This is a genomic window from Streptomyces sp. NPDC126503 (assembly GCF_040302405.1).
GTDB lineage: Bacteria > Actinomycetota > Actinomycetes > Streptomycetales > Streptomycetaceae > Streptomyces > Streptomyces gulbargensis.
Window position 1 is genome coordinate 69,178 of sequence record NZ_JBEORS010000021.1, and the last position, 15,243, is coordinate 84,420.

Sequence of the window (15,243 nt, forward strand, 5' to 3'; positions counted from 1 at the left end):
ATGGCCTCGCCGACCGGTTCCGACCGGCTGCTCATCGGCGCCGCACGGCACACCGCCGGCATCACCGCGGCGCTGCTGCTCTGCTCCGTCGTCGGCGCCGCCTGCTCGCTCGCCGTCCCCGCGCTCGCCGGCAGAACCCTGGACCTGCTGCTGCGCCACGGGCCCGGGGCGCAGACGTGGCTGGTGTGGACCGCCGCCCTCCTCGCCGCGGAAATCCTCGCGGAGACCGGCACCGTGCTCCTGACCCAGCTCGCCAACGCCCGCGCCACCGCTTGGATCCGGCTGCGCGCACTGGCCGGCCTGCTCGGGACCGCCCCCCACCGGGCGGCGTCCCACTCGGGCGGTGACGTCGCCGCACGGCTGTGCGTCAACGCCACCGACAGCGGCACGGCCCCGGCGGCCCTCGCGACCTCGGTGTCCTCCGTGCTCGTGCCGATCGGAGCGCTCGTGGCCCTGGCGCTCATCCACCCCTGGACCGCGGTGGTCTTCGCCGCCGGTCTGCCGCTGCTCCTGTTGCTGCTGCGCGCGTTCGCCACCCAGTCCTCCGACTCGGTCGGCCGGTACCAGCGGGCGCAGGGCGCCATCGCCGCCCGGCTCGCCGAGGCGCTGAGCGGCGCCCGTACCATCGCCGCCGCCGACACGGCACGCCGCGAGGAGGACCGCATCCTCTCCCCGCTGCCGGAACTGACCCTGCACGGCACGCGCATGTGGCTCGTCCACGGCCGGGCCGTGGCCCGGAGCGGGGTCCTGCTCCCGCTGCTCACCACGGCCGTCGTCGCGGTGGCGGGGGCCGGTCTCGCCGCCGGTGACGTGAGCGTGGGCGAACTGATGGCGGCCTCCCGGTACGCGGCGCTCGCCGCCGGGATCGGAGGCGTCGCAGCGCCCCTCGGCACCCTGGTGCGGGCCCGCAGCGCGGGCCACCGCACGGCCGAACTCGCCCATCTGGAGCCGATGACCCACGGTTCCGCCACGCTCCCGCCCGACGGGCCCGGCGATCTGGAGCTGCGGCAGGTGCGGGTGGTGCGCGGGGGTGTGCCCCTGATCACGGACGTGACGCTCACCGTGGACGGCGGTTCGACGGTGGCCGTGGTGGGCCGCTCGGGTGCGGGCAAGTCCACTCTGGCGGCCGTCGCGGGCAGGCTGACCGACCCCGACGCCGGACACGTCCTTCTGGACGGTGTCGACCTGGCGGAGCTGGACGCCACGGAGTTGCGCGGGGCGACGGCGTACGCCTTCGCACGTCCGGTCTTCGACGGCGGCGCCACCGTCACGATCGGTGCGGCGCTGGCCGCCGGGACCGGGCCCGGGCGCGGCCCCGCCACGGAGGAGAGGGTCAGGCAGGCCGCGACGGCCGTCTGCGCCGACGCCTTCGTCCGGCTGCTGCCCCGCGGCTACGAGACCCCGGTGGACGAGGCTCCGCTGTCCGGCGGTGAGGCCCAACGCCTGGGGTTGGCGCGGGCGTTCGTCGGACATGGGCGTCTGATGATCCTCGACGACGCGACGTCCAGCCTCGACACGGCCACCGAACGGCAGGTGGAACGAGCCCTCGCCGCGTCCCCGCGACCGTGCACCAAGCTGATCGTCGCCCACCGGGTGTCCACCGCCGCCCGAGCGGACCGGGTGGTCTGGATGGAGGCGGGCCGCGTGCGCGGGACCGGACCTCACCGTCTGCTGTGGGAGGACCCGGAGTACCGCGCGGTGTTCACGGCGGAGGCTTCGGCGCCGGCGGCCGGGGCGGAAGCGGTGACACCCGAGGCGGTCGCCGGGACGGCCGGGGCGGAAACGGTGGCACCCGAGGCGAAGACGTCGACGCCGCCGACGGAGACGGAGGTGCGCACGTGACGGCGGCGCCGCGCACGACGCGGGCGAAGGAGCCGACGGAGCCGACCGCGCCAGACGCTCCGGAGTCGGAGTCGGCGCCGACGCCGGCCGCGGAGGAGGCCGCCACAGCCCGGCGCGCCACGGCGCCCCTCCGGTCCCTCCTGCTCCGCCGCAAGGGTGTCCTGGGGAAACTGGCGGCATGGTCGGCCGCCGAGTCCGCCCAGACCTTCCTCGGCGGCTACTGCGTGGCCCGCTCCCTCGACGACGGCTTCCTGAAGGGCTCCCCCGCCACGGGACTGCTCTGGCTGGCGGGGGCCGCCGTGGCCATCCTGCTCGGCGCTCCTGTCACCCGGGGGATCTTCGCCCAACTCCCTCACCTCACCGAGCCGTTGCGCGACGACCTGGTCCGAAGGTCGGTCGTGCGGGCCCTGCGCTCGGCCACCGCAGCGGGCCGCGACACGGACACCACCGCGGTGTCCCGGCTGACGAGCCAGACCGAGATCGCCCGGGACAGCTTCGCCGGACTGGTGCTCGCGGCCCGCTCCTTCGTCTTCGTCGCCGCGGGGGCCCTCGCCGGTCTCGTGTCGCTCGCGCCGCAGTTCCTCCTCGTCGTGATCCCTCCCCTGGCGCTGGGCCTCGCCCTGTTCACGGCGTCGCTACGGCCCATGGCACGGGCCCAGCACCGTTACCTCGACGCCGACGAGGCCGTCGGCCGGCGCGCCGGGATCACCCGTACCGCCCTGCGCGACATCGTGGCCTGCGGCGCCCAGGAGGCGACCGCCGCGGAGAACCGCCGTGCCGTCGAGGAGGCCGCGGCGGCCCAGCGCGCCCTGGCCCGCTGGGCGGCCGTCCGCACGCTCTCCGTGGCGACGGCCGGCCAGCTGCCGGTGTTCCTGCTGCTCGCCGCGGCCCCGTGGCTCCTCCGGCAGGGCGTCACGGCCGGCGCCATGGTGGGGGCGCTCACCTACGTCCTCCAGTCGCTGCTCCCCGCCCTGCACACCCTGATGGCCGTGCTGGGCGCGGCGGGCGCGCGGCTGTTCGTCATCCTGGACCGGCTCACCCGGCCCTCGCCCGCCGCCCCTCTCCTCGTTCCTCTCCCCGCCCCTCCCACCGCCTCCTCGTCCGGTCCCCGCCGTACGGGCCGGGCGACCGCGGCCCTGCGACTGCACCGCGTGCGGGCGGCGTACGGACCCGAGGCCCGGGCCGTACTGGACGATCTGGAACTGACCGTCGAACGGGGCGAGCACCTCGCCGTCGTCGGTCCGAGCGGCATCGGCAAATCGACCCTTCTGCACGCGATGGCGGGCCTGTTGACGCCCGAGCAGGGGGAGGTACGACTCTTCGGCCGCGCGATCGGTGCCTGCCGCCCGCCGGAACTCGCGGCCCTGCGCGTACTGCTTCCCCAGGAGGCGTACGTCTTCACGGGCACCCTCCGGGACAACCTGTGCTACCTGCGGCCCGGCGCCGACCGGTCCGATGTCGACGGGGCCGTGGACGCGCTGCCCCTGAGGCCGCTCGTCGACCGGGTGGGCGGCCTCGACCGTACGCTGACGCCCGACACCCTGTCCCTCGGCGAACGCCAGCTCATCGCCCTGGGACGGGCCCATCTGTCCTCCGCCCCGCTGGTGTTGCTCGACGAGGCGACCTGCCACCTGGACCCCGTCGCGGAGGCCACGGCCGAGCGCGCCCTGCGAGCCCGGCCCGGGACCCTGGTCGTCGTGGCCCACCGGCTGTCGTCCGCGCTCCGGGCCGACCGCGTCCTCGTCCTGGACGGCGCCCGTGCCCAGCACGGCACGCACGCGGAGCTGCTGGAGCGTTCCGCTCTCTACCGCGACCTCATGGGCCACTGGGGCGGGGCCGAGCGGTGAGCCGCCCCCGCCGCGGCGACCTCACGCGGCCGCGGGGTCAGGTCCACCCGGCGCCCTGGGCGATCCGGATGGCGTCCACACGGTTGCGGGCCCCCACCTTGCGTATGACGCTCGCCATGTAGTTGCGGACGGTGCCCTGGGACAGGAACAGCGTCGTGGCGATCTCGGAGATCGGCGCTCCGTTGGCGGCCAGCGACAGGACACTCAGCTCGCGCCGGGTCAGCGGCATCTCCGCGGCCTGCAGGAACCCTAACGCCAGCGTTTCGTCGATGAAGCGCTCCCCTCTGGCCAGACGGTGCACGGCCTCCACCAGTCGGCACTTGGGGCTGTCCTTGTCGACGAAGCCGGCCGCTCCCGCCGCGTGGGCCCGTCTCAGAACCCCTGGCCGCTGCCCCGGCACGAGGGCCAGGAGCGCCGAGCGGCCCGCCGCGCCGGCCCCGGACGAGGGTGCGCAGGCGTTCGCGGGGACGGTGGACGGCGGCAGCCCCTCGGCGTCGGCGACGTACACATCCGTCTCCGCCCACTCGGCGGCCGGACCGTGCGGCCACCGGGGCAACGAGGCGACCACGTGGATCCCGCTCGACCGCAGCAGTTCCTCGAGCGCGATGCGCAGGAGCTGTGCCTCGTAGACCACCGTCACTCGTATCATTCCCAGCCCTTCGGTCCTGCGCCGTACCAGGAGTGCACGACGCGAGCAGTCACCTCACCCCTCTGCCCTTGGCTCTCCGTGAAGAACGGGTTACCGGGCGCACAGGGGGCGCACGGCGAAGCCTCCCGGCCGGATCCGATCCGTGCCCGCCACAGGAACGCAGGCCGACGACGTGCGGTGCCGGCCGGCCCGCACGGCGATTGTCCGGATCCCACCCGGCACGGCTCGCCCCACGTAGCCCTTCCCCGGCACGCACCACACGGGGGCGCACGGAATCCGTTCCGCCCGCCGGTCAGCGGACCCGGCCCCGTGCCCGCAGCCGGGTCGTCGGGAGTTCCGGGGCGGGGAGGCGGTCGCCGTCGTAGTCCTCGACCTCGCCGAAGCGGTCGGAGGCGGCGGCCCAGTCCTCGCGGGCCTGGCGGATCTCCTCGTCCGTGCGGGCGATGAAGTTCCACCACATGACGATCTCCTCGCCGAACGGGGGGCCGCCGAGGAGCACGGCCCTGGCCGGGGTGGTGGCGGTGTTGGTGAGGGTGAGGGTGGGGCGGCCGGGGGCCGTGTAGCCGAGGTCGGCGGGGTGGAGGGGGGTGCCGGAGAGGTCGAGGGTGCCCTCGTCGACGAGGAGGCCGTGTTCGAAGGCGGGGTCGACGGGGAGGGTGACGGCGGCGCCGGGGGCGAGGCGGAGTTCCGCGCCGAGGAGAGGGGTGAAGGTGCGGACCGGGGAGGTCGTGCCGGTGAGGGTGCCGAGGAAGACGCGGATCTCGGCGCCGTCGCGGTGGACCGGCTTCGGGACGTGGTGCTGGAAGTCGCGGGGGGCGTGGCGGTGGGCGTCGGGGAGGGCGACCCAGAGCTGGACGCCGTGCAGGACGGTGGTGGCGGGGGTGGAGACCTCGGAGTGGCTGATGCCGTGTCCGCCCGTCATGAGGTTGACCTCGCCGGGGCGGACGAGGGCGTGGGTGCCCAGGCTGTCGCGGTGCTCGATCTCGCCGGTGAACAGCCAGCTCACGGTCTGCAGGCCGATGTGGGGGTGGGGTGCGACGTCCATGCCGCCGGAGGTGGCGACCTCGTCGGGGCCGTAATGGTCGGCGAAGCACCAGGCACCGATGAGGGAACGGGAGCGCTGGGGCAGGGTCCGCCGTACGGTCATCGCCCGGGGACCGCCCAGGGGGACCTCTCGGGCGGTCAGCACCTCGACCTCGGCATGGCTCATTTCCGACCCCTCCGCACCCTACTTAGTTTCTATTTCAACAAACTGGGATGATCATAGCCTCTGCGAGGGTTCCCTACAGGAGCCGGCGGAACCAGGCCCGTCGGGGCGGCGAAGGAGTACGGCATGGACGGCACGGCAGGGACCCCGGCGCGGCGGGTCTACGTGGACAAGCAGAGCCCCAAGGCGTACCACGCCCTGGTGCAGACGGCCGAGGCGGTGCGGGCTACCGCCGCCGACGCGGGGCTCGACCGGATCCTGGTCGAACTGGTCAACCTGCGCGTCTCCCAGATCAACGGCTGCGCGGCCTGCCTCGACGTGCACACCCGCGCCGCGCTGCGCGCCGGTGAGACCACCCGCCGTCTCGGGGTGCTGGCCGCCTGGCGGGACACCGGGCTGTTCACGCCCCGGGAGCGGGCCGCGCTGGGGCTGGCCGAGGCGGTGACCGATCCCGCGGACGCCCTCGCCCAGGAACGGGCGTACGCCGAGGCGCGCGAGGTCCTGGACGAGGAGGCGGTCTCGGCCGTGATCTGGGTCGCGATCACCATCAACGCGTTCAACCGGGTGTCGATCCTCAGCAAGCACCCGGTCCGCGAGTCGCCCCAGGGGTGAGTGGCGCCGCCCCCGGGCGCACAGGCCCGGGGGCGGCGTGTCCCGTGCCGTCTACGCGGTTCCGCGCGGCACGTCGAAGCGGGTGAAGGCGCTCCGCTTCGGCAGCCGGTACGTCTCGCGGCCGGTCACGGCGTTGAGGATCGTGGCGTTGCGGACGGCCCCGATGTCCAGGTTCGGCGCCGAGACGCCGTGGGAGTGGACCTCGGCGTTGGCGACGAAGACCCGTCCCGTGACACCGTCCGCGAGCTCGACGGAGTGGTCGAGCCGCACCTTGTACCGGCCCCGGTCGTCGCGCCGGATCAGGTCGTCCACCGGCTCCATGAAGGCGGGCGCGCGGTTGCGGTAACCGGTGGCGGCCACGACGAGGTCCGTCGTGTGCTCGAAGCGCTCGCCGGAGTCGCGGTGCCGGCAGACGAGGACCGTCCGTCCGGAGGCCTCGGCCCTCACCGCCTCCACGGTGGTGCCGATGCGCAACTCCACGTCGGCCAGGCCGTGTTCGAGCTGGCGGCGGTAGAGCAGTTCGTGGATCTCGTCGAGGGTGTCGGTGGAGATGCCCTTGTAGAACTGCCACTGCTCACCGACGAGCCGGTCCCGCGCCTCCTCCGGCAGGGAGTGGAAGTACTGCATGTACGCCGGGGTGGTCATCTCCAGGACCATCCTGGTGTAGTCGAGCGGCGCGAAGGACGGTGTCCGTGTCAGCCAGCTCACGGCGGGGCCGCCCTCCAGGTTGCGGCCGAGGAGGTCGACGACGACCTCGGCGCCCGACTGGCCGGAGCCCACCACGGTGACCTTCCCCGCGCGGGCCACGTCCTCCGCCCGGTAGAGGTAGTCGGAGGTGTGCAGCAGGGCCGAGGGCGGCAGTGCGGCGAGGGCCTCGGGCACGTGCGGCGCGGTGCCGATGCCGAGGACGAGGTTCCGGGCGAGCATCCGGAGCCGGGCGCCGTCGCCGCGTACGACGTCCAGGGTGAACCGTTCGGCGGCGGCGTCCCAGTGGACCTCCGCGACGCGGTGCGAGAAGCGGACGGAGGGGAGGCGCGCGGCCGCCCAGCGCAGGTAGTCCTCGTACTCGCGCCGGGAGGGGAAGAAGTTCTCCCGGACGGTGAAGGTGTAGAGCCGGTCCATGTCGTGGAGGTACTCCAGGAACGACAGGGGGTGGCTCGGGGAGACGAGGGTGACCAGGTCGGCGAGGAAGTTCACCTGCATCGAGGCGTCGCCGAACATCATGCCGCGGTGCCAGGTGAGTTCGGGCCGCTCCTCCAGGACGACGAGGTCGAGCCCGTCCACGGTGGAGGCGAGGGCGGCGAGCCCCAGGTTGAAGGGGCCGCAGCCCACGGCCACCACGTCGTGCTCGGTGGTCGCGGGGGTGGTGCTCATCCGGGCATCGCCTCCTCCCCGCGCGGGCGCACCATCAGGGCGGCGGTCTTGTCGGGGAACTCGACCTTCCCCGCGGGCCGGAAGCCGGCGGCCTCGAAGGCTCGCAGGGACGGCTCGTTGGTGATGTCGGGCTCGGCGACGACGCGGACGCAGGCCGGGTCGGCGGCGAGGAGGCCGTCGGCGAGGACGCGCAGGAGGGTCCGCCCGAGGCCCCTGCCGGTCTTCTCGGCGTCGCCGATGGCGATGTGCAGGCCGAGGTCGTGCGGCAGGTGCGGGTAGTGGCCGGCGAGCCGGTCGCGCGTCACCCGGTAGACCTCGATGTACGCCAGGGGCCGGCCGTCCAGGTCCACGAGCACCGGCAGGATCGCGTCGCCCGCGAGGTGCCCCGCGATCTCCTCGTACCAGCGCTCGCGCGGCCACGCCTGGTGCCAGAAGGCGTCGATGTGCGGGGACTGCATCCAGCCGTGCACGAGGTCCAGGTCGGCGCCCTCGGCGCGGGCCACCCGGGCGGTCCAGCGGCCGCCGAGGAGCGGCAGCGGCGGGCCGGGCACGGTCTCGTCGTGGGCCTGCTGGTCTAAGGCGTTCATGCCGTGGCCTCCTTGAGGGGGTTGGGGGCGTCGAGGTAGACGGACTGGGCGTCGAGAGGGGCGAGGACCTCGTCGATGCCGTGGAGGCGGGTGAGGAGGTTGCCCTTGCACGGCAGGGTGTCGGCGGTGAGCCAGCGGCGGGCGAGCCGGTCGCCGTCGGGGCCGGCCTTCGCGAGGGCGGGCAGCGCCGCCCGGAGCCGGTCGGCGAGGACGCCGAGCAGGACGCGCTCGTCGGCGAGGCCGTCGACGGCGAGGCAGCCGACGACGGAGAGGGCCTGGTTGCGGAGCAGGTAGTAGGAGAGCCGGTCGTCGACCAGGGGGTCGTCGACGACGGCGAGGGTGGAGGTGTCGGCGCCGAGCCTCTCCAGGAGGCCGGGCAGGTGGGAACCGGCCAGGTAGTAGCCCTGGTTGTCCCGGAAGGTGGCGCCGGTGACCCGGCCGTCCGCGCCGAGCCGGACCAGGGTGTTCTGCTGGTGGGCCTCCAGGCCGATGCCCGTGGCGGCGTAGAGGTGGAGCATGGGGACGAGGACGCGGTCGGTGTAGTCGGCAGTCCACCGCTCGGCGGCGCCCGGGCCGAGGGCGGCGACGAGTTCCCCGAGCGCGCTGCGGCCGAGGCCGGGGCGGGGGGCGACGAGGCCGACCAGGCAGCGCAGGTCCGCGATGTCCCGGGGCACCTCGCGCACGGCGACGTCGAGCCCGGTCACCTCGGGGCCGCCGGGACGGCCGGGTTCGTCGACGGCGATCCAGGCCGGGTCGCGGGTGATGGCGAAGCCCGGGTGGGCGGCGAAGGTGTCCGCCGCGTAGCCGGCGTCCAGGAGCCGGTTGATCTCCAGGCCGCGGCGGAGTTCCGTACGGGTTGACTCACGGCGCGAGTTGGTGAGCCGCAGCCCGAGGGACAGCTTGAGCATCACCTCGGCTCCGGGCCGGTACACCGTCCGCACGCTGGAGGTCGGCCACCACTCCTCGCCCAGCTCGCCGAGCGGCTCCAGGGCGCCGGAGGCGATCAGCTCCTTGACGCGGGGCCGGTGGAGCAGGTCCCTGGCCTGCCACGGGTGGGCGGGGACGAGGACGCGGCCCGGGTCGGGGCGGCGGCCCGCGAGGTCCGCGAGGAGTTCCACGGTGTCGCGGCCCGCGAGGGAGGGGGCGCCGTCGACCGCGTCGTGGGAGACGACCGAGGCGTCGGCGGAGAACCAGTGCAGGCGGAAGGAGCCGCGCAGTTCCGGCGAGAAGGCGGCGGCGTCACGGTCGGAGATGCCGTCGCGGCTCTTGGGCGCCGGATGGTTGAGGTGGCCGAGGAGCAGGGCCTGTTCGGCGTCGAGGAAGCCGTCGGTGCCCTCGGGCGGGAGCGGCCGGGCGCGGCGCTCGGCGAGGAAGGTGGTGACCCGTCGGACGGACTCGGCGGTGCGCTCGACCAGGTCGGCGACCTCTCCGGCGGGAACTCCGCCGGGCCGGCCGCCGCCGCGTACCGCCGCCTCGGTGGAGAGCAGCGCGACGGCCGTCACCGGGTCGGCGGTGGGGCCGAGCGGACCGCCGGGGCCCTCCAGGCGGGCGGGGCCGAAGCGGTGCCAGCCGGTGGGCGAGCAGTGGGTGACCTCGGTGACCAGGGCCAGGCCCGCGGTGGGGAGTTCGACCCGGAGCGGGCCGGGGGCGACGGGGGTGCCGGTCTCCCGGAGCCAGCAGCGGAGCAGGGCCTCGACGTGGGCGTGCTCGGCGGCGCCGCGGGCGTCGGCGTCGTGCAGCGGGTCCGGCCGGGTGGTCGCGGCCGGGTCCTCGGGGGCGGGGTGGGACGGGGTGGCTGCCGCCGGGGTGCTGGCGCTCATGCGGCGTCCTCCTGGATCAGTCGTGCGCAGGCGCGGCCGGCGTCGAGGACGGCGTCCACGAGGCCGTCGATGTCGTCGGTGGTGGTGTTGGGGTTGAGCAGGGTGAATTTGAGGCAGACGCGCGGGGGTGAGCCGGGCCCGCCGGTGCGGACCTCGGTCCGCCCGATGAGGGCGCTGCCCGTCTCCAGGAGGCGGCGGCGCAGGGCGCCGTTGAGCTCGTCGGAGGCGCGGAAGGCGGTGTCGGCCTCCGCCGCCTCGCCACCGCCGGGCCCCCTGTCGGCGGGACCGGAGCCGCCGGAAGCGGAGCCGGCACCACCGGGGCCGGAGCCGCCGGAAGCGGCGTCGGTGGTGCCGGTCCGGTGTTCCGTCCCGCCGGTCCGGGGCTCCTTCGGGTCCGCCCCCCGGTGGCGGAAGACGACCGTGGTCAGTTCGGCCGGGGCGACCAGTTCGAGTTCGGGTTCGGCGAGGATCCGCCGCTCGGCGTGGCGGGCCAGGTCGTGGCAGGTGTCCACCATGCGGCCCAGGCCGGACCTGCCGTACGTGAGGAGGGTCGCGGCGGCCTTGACGGCGTCGGGGCGCCGGGTGGTCTGGAGGCTGCGGCCGAGCAGGCCGTCGAAGCCGGCCTCCCCGTCGTCCTCGGGGTTGAGGTAGGCGACCTGGCGGTCGAGCGAGGAGAAGGCGGCCGGGTCGGAGACGAGCAGCACGCTGCTGGCCGCCGGCTGCCAGCCGATCTTGTGCAGGTCCAGGGTGATCGAGTCGGCCAGTTCCAGTCCGGCGAGGCGGCCCGCGAGCCGGTCGGAGAACAGCGCGCCGAAACCGTAGGCGGCGTCGACGTGCAGCCAGACGCCGTGGTCGGCGGCGATCCCGGCGATCCTGGGCAGCGGGTCGACGGAACCGAAGTCGGTGGTTCCGGCGGTGGCGACCACCGCGACCGGTGTCCGGTCGGGCCCGAGGGCGTCGAGGGCGGCGGCCAGGGCCTCGGGCCGCATCCGTCGCCGCTCGTCGACGGGCACCGTCCGTACGGCGGCCTCGCCCAGGCCCAGGGCCGCGCAGGCCCGGTGGGTGGAGAAGTGGGCGAGCTCCGAGCAGAAGACCACGGGCCCGGGCAGGGCGGCCACGCCGTGCTCGCGGGCGTCGACGCCGCGCCGCAGGGCGGCGGCGTCCCGGGCGAGCAGCAGGCCCATCAGGTTGGAGAGGGAGCCGCCGGGGGTGAGGACGCCGTCGGCTCGCTCGCCGAGGCCGGCGAGGCGGGTGAGGACGCCGATGAGCCAGCGTTCGACGGCGATGGCCGAAGGGCCGGAGTCGTACGTGTCGAGGGAGGCGTTGCCGGCGCTCGCCAGGACGTCGGCGGCGACGGCGACCGCGAGGGAGGGGGGTTGCAGATGGGCGGCGGCCCGGGGGTGGGACAGGTCGATGCCGTGCTCGGTGAGGAGGGTGGCGAGCCGTTCGAGGGCGGCCTGCTGGCCGAGGCCCTCGGCGGGCAGTTCGGCCGGTCCGAGGGCGCGGGCGGCGGCGGCCAGGACCTCGGCGGGGGTCCCCGCCGGTACGGGTCCGTCCGGCCGGCGGGCGGCCGAGGCGGCGTCGGCGGCGCCGGCCAGGGCGGTGAGGACCTCCGCGAGGCCGGTACGGGAACCGGCGAGGGGGACGGCCGCGGGGGGCGCCGTGGGGCCGGGCCGGGTGGCCGGCGCGGGGCGCGCGCGGGTGAGTGGGGTCACGAGCGGTACTCCTCAGCCTTCGGCGAGCGGGTTGGGGTGCGTGCCGTTCGGGTACAGCGCGTGGCGCAGGGCGCGGTCGCCGTAGCGGGTGACGACGATCCGGTCGCGGTTGAGCCCGTACCGGGGGATCTCGGGGGTCAGCAGGTCGTACTCGGCGAACCGGCCCTCGAGCTCGGGGAAGCGCTTGCGGAAGCGCTTCTGGAAGTCGAGGATGGTCCGCCGCACCAGGCGCCAGAACGTCTTCTCCGGTACGCCGAGCTGCTCGGCGCAGAGCGGGGCGAGGTAGCGGAAGTGGCCGACGAAGACCTGGTCGACCACGTGCTGCTTGATGATCGAGGGGTGCTTGCGGGGCAGGACGTGATCATGTCCGTCCGGCTCGGGTCCGCGCTCGGGCACGTCGGTGAAGGAGACGCACACGTCGTCCACGAAGTCCTTGAGGTACAGGCGGACCGGGACGTCGTTCTCGTCGTAGCCGATGAGGGTGTTCTGGCCGTGCGGGTTGAAGGTGACGCCGTACCGGTAGAGCACGTGCAGGATCGGCGCGAGGAGGGTGTCGAAGAGGCGCCGGAGCCAGAGTTCGGGGTCGAGGCCGGAGGAGCGGACGAGTTCGGCGACGAAGGCGTCCCCGGCGGCGTCGGCGTGGAGCAGGGAGGCGAAGGTGCGGACGCGCTCGCCGGGGTCCTTGCGGGCGGTGACGGAGTCGCGCCAGATGCAGCCGAGGGTCTCCAGGTACTGGTAGGGCGTCTCGTCGAGGGTGGAGAGGTAGGGGTGGCGGACGGTGACGGAGGCGACCTCGCCGAGGAAGACGGTGCGGCACTCGTCGGTGAGGTAGGGGTCGCGCTCGACCAGGCCGCGCAGCCACTGGGTGACGACGGGGGCGCCCATGGTGCAGTGCGGCGGTATGCCGCGCCAGACCAGGGTGTTGAGGATCTTCAGCGGGAGTTTGACGTCGTGGCGCGAGGGCTCGGTGACGTTGGCCATGGTGCGGATGGACTGGCCGGGCAGGTAGGCGTCGGGGCTCTCGCCGAGCGGGATGACGCGGCGCTGGGCGACGTCGGCGGCGTGCAGGGTCTGGACGGCGTGGTCCCACTGCCAGGGGTGCACGGGCATCCAGACGTACGCCTGGGGGTCGACTCCGGCGTCCTGGAGGACGGTGGTGAACCGGGTCCGGGTCTCCTCGTCCAACTCGGCTTCGAGCACGTCGTTTTCGGACAGTTCCGAGGTGCCGCGGAACTCGGCGAGTCCGCGGTGGACGGCCACCCACCGGAGCTTGAGCGTCTGCGCGGACTCGGGGGCGTACCGCCGGACGTCGGTGGCCGAGAAACCGATCCTGCCCTTGTTGGCGACGAGGAGGTTGTGTCCGGTCATCCGGCACTCCAGCTCCGTGTGCCCGAGGGCGCGGAGTTCGGCGACGGTTTCGCCGCCGTGGGTGAGGCGGGCCGCGTCGACGGCGAGGGTGGCGGAGAGTTCGGTGAAGTAGGTGGCGACGGTCGAGGCGTCGCTGTCGATCGTGGAGGCGGCCTCCATGAGGAACTTCAGCGCGTCCCACGCGGGTTGGGCGATGCTGTTGCCGAGCATGCTGGTGGCGGTGCGGGTGATCGAGTCGGGGTCGACGCGCAGCCAGCCGAAGGCTCCGGGGGTGGCCCGGAACGCGTAGGTGGTGCCGCTGGAAAGGTCGATGCGGTAGTCGCCGTCGCCGGTTCCGGTCGCCTTGAGCATGTCCTCGAAGCACCACTCGCCGATCGCTTTGGCGAGAAGGCGCCGGTTGGCTTCGCGCCAGGCCGCGGGGTCCACGTCGGACAGCGCGGGCACGGGGTGGTCCTGGGGGTGGGGCATCAGGCGGCTCCGGATTCTGTCTGGAATCGATGTGCTCGAACGCCTGGACGCCCAAGCGGGCGCTACATTAGGTTAGCCTTACCTAATGATCAAGGTCAACTTTCAGACAGAGAAGGCCAGTTGTCGACGTCGGCCGGGCGCGGCGTGGACGTTCGCCCTCGTCAGCGCGGGGGGCGTGATGATGACCCTCGACGTGACGGTGGTGAACGTCGCCCTCTCCGACGTCGCCCGCGATCTCGACGCCGGGCTCGGCCGGGTGCAGTGGACCGTGTCGGCGTACTCGCTGGCGTTCGGGGCGCTGCTGCTCACCGCCGGCGCGCTCTCCGACCGCATCGGCCGGCGGGTCGTCTTCACGGCCGGAATGGGCCTGTTCACGCTCGCCTCCGCCGCCTGCGGCCTCGCCCCGGACGCGGCCACCCTCATCGCCGCGCGGGCCGCCCAGGGGCTCGGCGGGGCCATGGTGTTCGCGCCGACGCTGGCGCTGATCGCCGCCGCCTACGAGGGCGCCCGCCGCCAGGCGGCCATCGCCTCGTACGCGCTCGTGGCCTCGGCGGCCGGCGCCCTCGGCCCCGTCGTGGGCGGGCTGTTCGCCGAGGCACTGGGCTGGCGCTGGATCTTCCTGGTCAACGTGCCCATCGGGCTCCTCGTGGTGGCCGGCGCGCTGGCCCGGATGCCGGAATCCGCGGCCAGGGACACCGGGGCCGGCACCGGCCCGCGGCGGCGCCTCGACCCGCGCGGCTCGCTGCTCGCCGTCGGCGCCCTGCTGGCCCTGCACTATCCGCTCGTCACCGGCCCGGAGACCGGCTGGACCGCGCCCCCGGTCCTCGGCTCGGCGGCGCTCGGCGTGCTCCTCACCGCCGCCCTGGTGGCCGACCAGCGGCGCGGCGGCGGGCTCATCGACATGGCGCTGCTGCGGATACGGGCCTTCTCGGGCGCCGCCGTGCTCGGCTTCCTCGCGCGCCTGTCCAGCCTCGGCATGCTGGCCTTCCTCACGCTCTGGCTGCAGAGCACGTACGCCTCCTCGCCGCTCGAGGCCGGGCTGTGGCTGCTGCCGCTGACGGGCAGTCTGCTGCTCGCCGGCCTGTTCGTGAACCGGCTGCAGAAACGGTTCCCGCCCGACGCCCTGGTGGCGGCCGGCTTCGCCGCGCAGGGCCTCGGACTGCTGGCGCTGGCCGGCGCGGGGGCGGGCGCGGGACCGGCGGTCCTGGTGGCCGGACTGGTGCTCCTCGGCACCGGCGGGGCCGTGATCTTCCCGCCGCTCATGGGCGTGGCGGTCGGGACCGTACCCGAGGACCGGGCCGGGATGGCCTCCGGGCTCACCAACGCGTGCTACCCGCTGGGCACCGCTACCGGTGTGGCCCTCTTCGGGGCCGTGTTCGCCGCCCGCCTCGACAGCGCCCTGGCCGCCGGTCCGGCGGGTGCGCCCCCGGTGCGCGAGGCCGTCGAGACCGGCCGCTTCGACCTCCTCTCCCCCGCTCTGCGCCCCCTCGCCCACACGGCGTTCTCGGACGCCTTCACCACGGTCTGTCTGGCGGCGGCCGCCCTCTGCGCCCTGGGGGTCGCGACGGCCCGCACCCTGAAGGCCGGCCCGGCCACCGCCGCCGGTCCGGCTCCGGTCGCCCCCGTACGGGCGGCGGAGGCGTCCTGAGCGGACGGCCGGGTACGCCGGCGGGCCCGGGCGCCCGCCGGCGTCCAAGGCCTCCGGGATGCCGGGGACGACCCGCTCCGGGCATCCGGCGGGTCGCCCCGCCGGG

11 protein-coding genes are annotated in these 15,243 nt (G+C 74.7%); 4 read left to right on the forward strand and 7 right to left on the reverse strand.

Annotated features, from left to right (window positions below):
- Complete coding sequence (locus ABTY40_RS24250) at positions 1–1,842, forward strand: ABC transporter ATP-binding protein (RefSeq protein WP_352061451.1); 1,842 nt, start codon at positions 1–3, stop codon at positions 1,840–1,842.
- On the forward strand, positions 1,839–3,689 hold the full coding sequence (locus ABTY40_RS24255; RefSeq protein WP_352061452.1) for an ATP-binding cassette domain-containing protein: 1,851 nt from the start codon (positions 1,839–1,841) through the stop codon (positions 3,687–3,689). The genes ABTY40_RS24250 and ABTY40_RS24255 overlap by 4 nt, the downstream gene beginning before the upstream one ends.
- Positions 3,690–3,726: 37 nt before the next feature.
- On the opposite strand, the gene ABTY40_RS24260 is transcribed toward ABTY40_RS24255, so the two are convergent.
- Both ABTY40_RS24260 and ABTY40_RS24265 read right to left on the reverse strand, forming a co-directional pair.
- A complete protein-coding gene (locus ABTY40_RS24260) occupies positions 3,727–4,338 on the reverse strand; it encodes a helix-turn-helix transcriptional regulator (RefSeq protein WP_352061453.1) in 612 nt (203 codons plus the stop codon).
- 292 nt (positions 4,339–4,630) lie between these two features.
- Positions 4,631–5,548, reverse strand: coding sequence for a pirin family protein (locus ABTY40_RS24265; RefSeq protein WP_352061454.1), 918 nt, complete (start codon positions 5,546–5,548; stop codon positions 4,631–4,633).
- Between the two features lie 123 nt (positions 5,549–5,671).
- Here ABTY40_RS24265 and ABTY40_RS24270 point away from each other — a divergent pair, with 123 nt between their 5' ends.
- Positions 5,672–6,157, forward strand: a complete 486-nt coding sequence (locus tag ABTY40_RS24270) for a carboxymuconolactone decarboxylase family protein (protein WP_352061455.1) — start codon at positions 5,672–5,674, stop codon at positions 6,155–6,157.
- 51 nt (positions 6,158–6,208) lie between these two features.
- Here ABTY40_RS24270 and ABTY40_RS24275 read toward each other — a convergent pair whose 3' ends face one another.
- Genes ABTY40_RS24275 through ABTY40_RS24295 form a run of 5 tightly spaced genes read right to left on the reverse strand, consistent with a single transcriptional unit; the run spans position 6,209 to position 13,489 of the window.
- A complete protein-coding gene (locus ABTY40_RS24275) occupies positions 6,209–7,531 on the reverse strand; it encodes a lysine N(6)-hydroxylase/L-ornithine N(5)-oxygenase family protein (protein WP_352061456.1) in 1,323 nt (440 codons plus the stop codon).
- Positions 7,528–8,118, reverse strand: coding sequence for a GNAT family N-acetyltransferase (locus ABTY40_RS24280; RefSeq protein ID WP_352061457.1), 591 nt, complete (start codon positions 8,116–8,118; stop codon positions 7,528–7,530). Before ABTY40_RS24280 ends, ABTY40_RS24275 begins: the two co-directional genes overlap by 4 nt.
- On the reverse strand, positions 8,115–9,938 hold the full coding sequence (locus ABTY40_RS24285; protein ID WP_352061458.1) for an IucA/IucC family protein: 1,824 nt from the start codon (positions 9,936–9,938) through the stop codon (positions 8,115–8,117). The genes ABTY40_RS24280 and ABTY40_RS24285 overlap by 4 nt, the downstream gene beginning before the upstream one ends.
- A complete protein-coding gene (locus tag ABTY40_RS24290) occupies positions 9,935–11,653 on the reverse strand; it encodes a pyridoxal phosphate-dependent decarboxylase family protein (RefSeq protein ID WP_352061459.1) in 1,719 nt (572 codons plus the stop codon). Before ABTY40_RS24290 ends, ABTY40_RS24285 begins: the two co-directional genes overlap by 4 nt.
- A 12-nt stretch (positions 11,654–11,665) precedes the next feature.
- Positions 11,666–13,489, reverse strand: a complete 1,824-nt coding sequence (locus ABTY40_RS24295) for an IucA/IucC family protein (RefSeq protein WP_352061460.1) — start codon at positions 13,487–13,489, stop codon at positions 11,666–11,668.
- Positions 13,490–13,574: 85 nt separating this feature from the next.
- Here ABTY40_RS24295 and ABTY40_RS24300 point away from each other — a divergent pair, with 85 nt between their 5' ends.
- A complete protein-coding gene (locus ABTY40_RS24300) occupies positions 13,575–15,137 on the forward strand; it encodes an MFS transporter (protein WP_352061461.1) in 1,563 nt (520 codons plus the stop codon).
- Positions 15,138–15,243 lie beyond the last annotated feature (106 nt).

Bases quoted from the DNA above. Each gene is read 5' to 3' on its own strand.
- ABTY40_RS24280 (WP_352061457.1), bottom strand. From the start codon at position 8,118: ATGAACGCCTTAGACCAGCAGGCCCACGACGAGACCGTGCCCGGCCCG.
- ABTY40_RS24285 (WP_352061458.1), bottom strand. From the start codon at position 9,938: ATGAGCGCCAGCACCCCGGCGGCAGCCACCCCGTCCCACCCCGCCCCC.
- ABTY40_RS24295 (WP_352061460.1), bottom strand. From the start codon at position 13,489: ATGCCCCACCCCCAGGACCACCCCGTGCCCGCGCTGTCCGACGTGGAC.
- ABTY40_RS24265 (WP_352061454.1), bottom strand. From the start codon at position 5,548: ATGAGCCATGCCGAGGTCGAGGTGCTGACCGCCCGAGAGGTCCCCCTG.
- ABTY40_RS24250 (WP_352061451.1), top strand. From the start codon at position 1: ATGGCCTCGCCGACCGGTTCCGACCGGCTGCTCATCGGCGCCGCACGG.
- ABTY40_RS24275 (WP_352061456.1), bottom strand. From the start codon at position 7,531: ATGAGCACCACCCCCGCGACCACCGAGCACGACGTGGTGGCCGTGGGC.
- ABTY40_RS24270 (WP_352061455.1), top strand. From the start codon at position 5,672: ATGGACGGCACGGCAGGGACCCCGGCGCGGCGGGTCTACGTGGACAAG.
- ABTY40_RS24300 (WP_352061461.1), top strand. From the start codon at position 13,575: ATGATCAAGGTCAACTTTCAGACAGAGAAGGCCAGTTGTCGACGTCGG.
- ABTY40_RS24260 (WP_352061453.1), bottom strand. From the start codon at position 4,338: ATGATACGAGTGACGGTGGTCTACGAGGCACAGCTCCTGCGCATCGCG.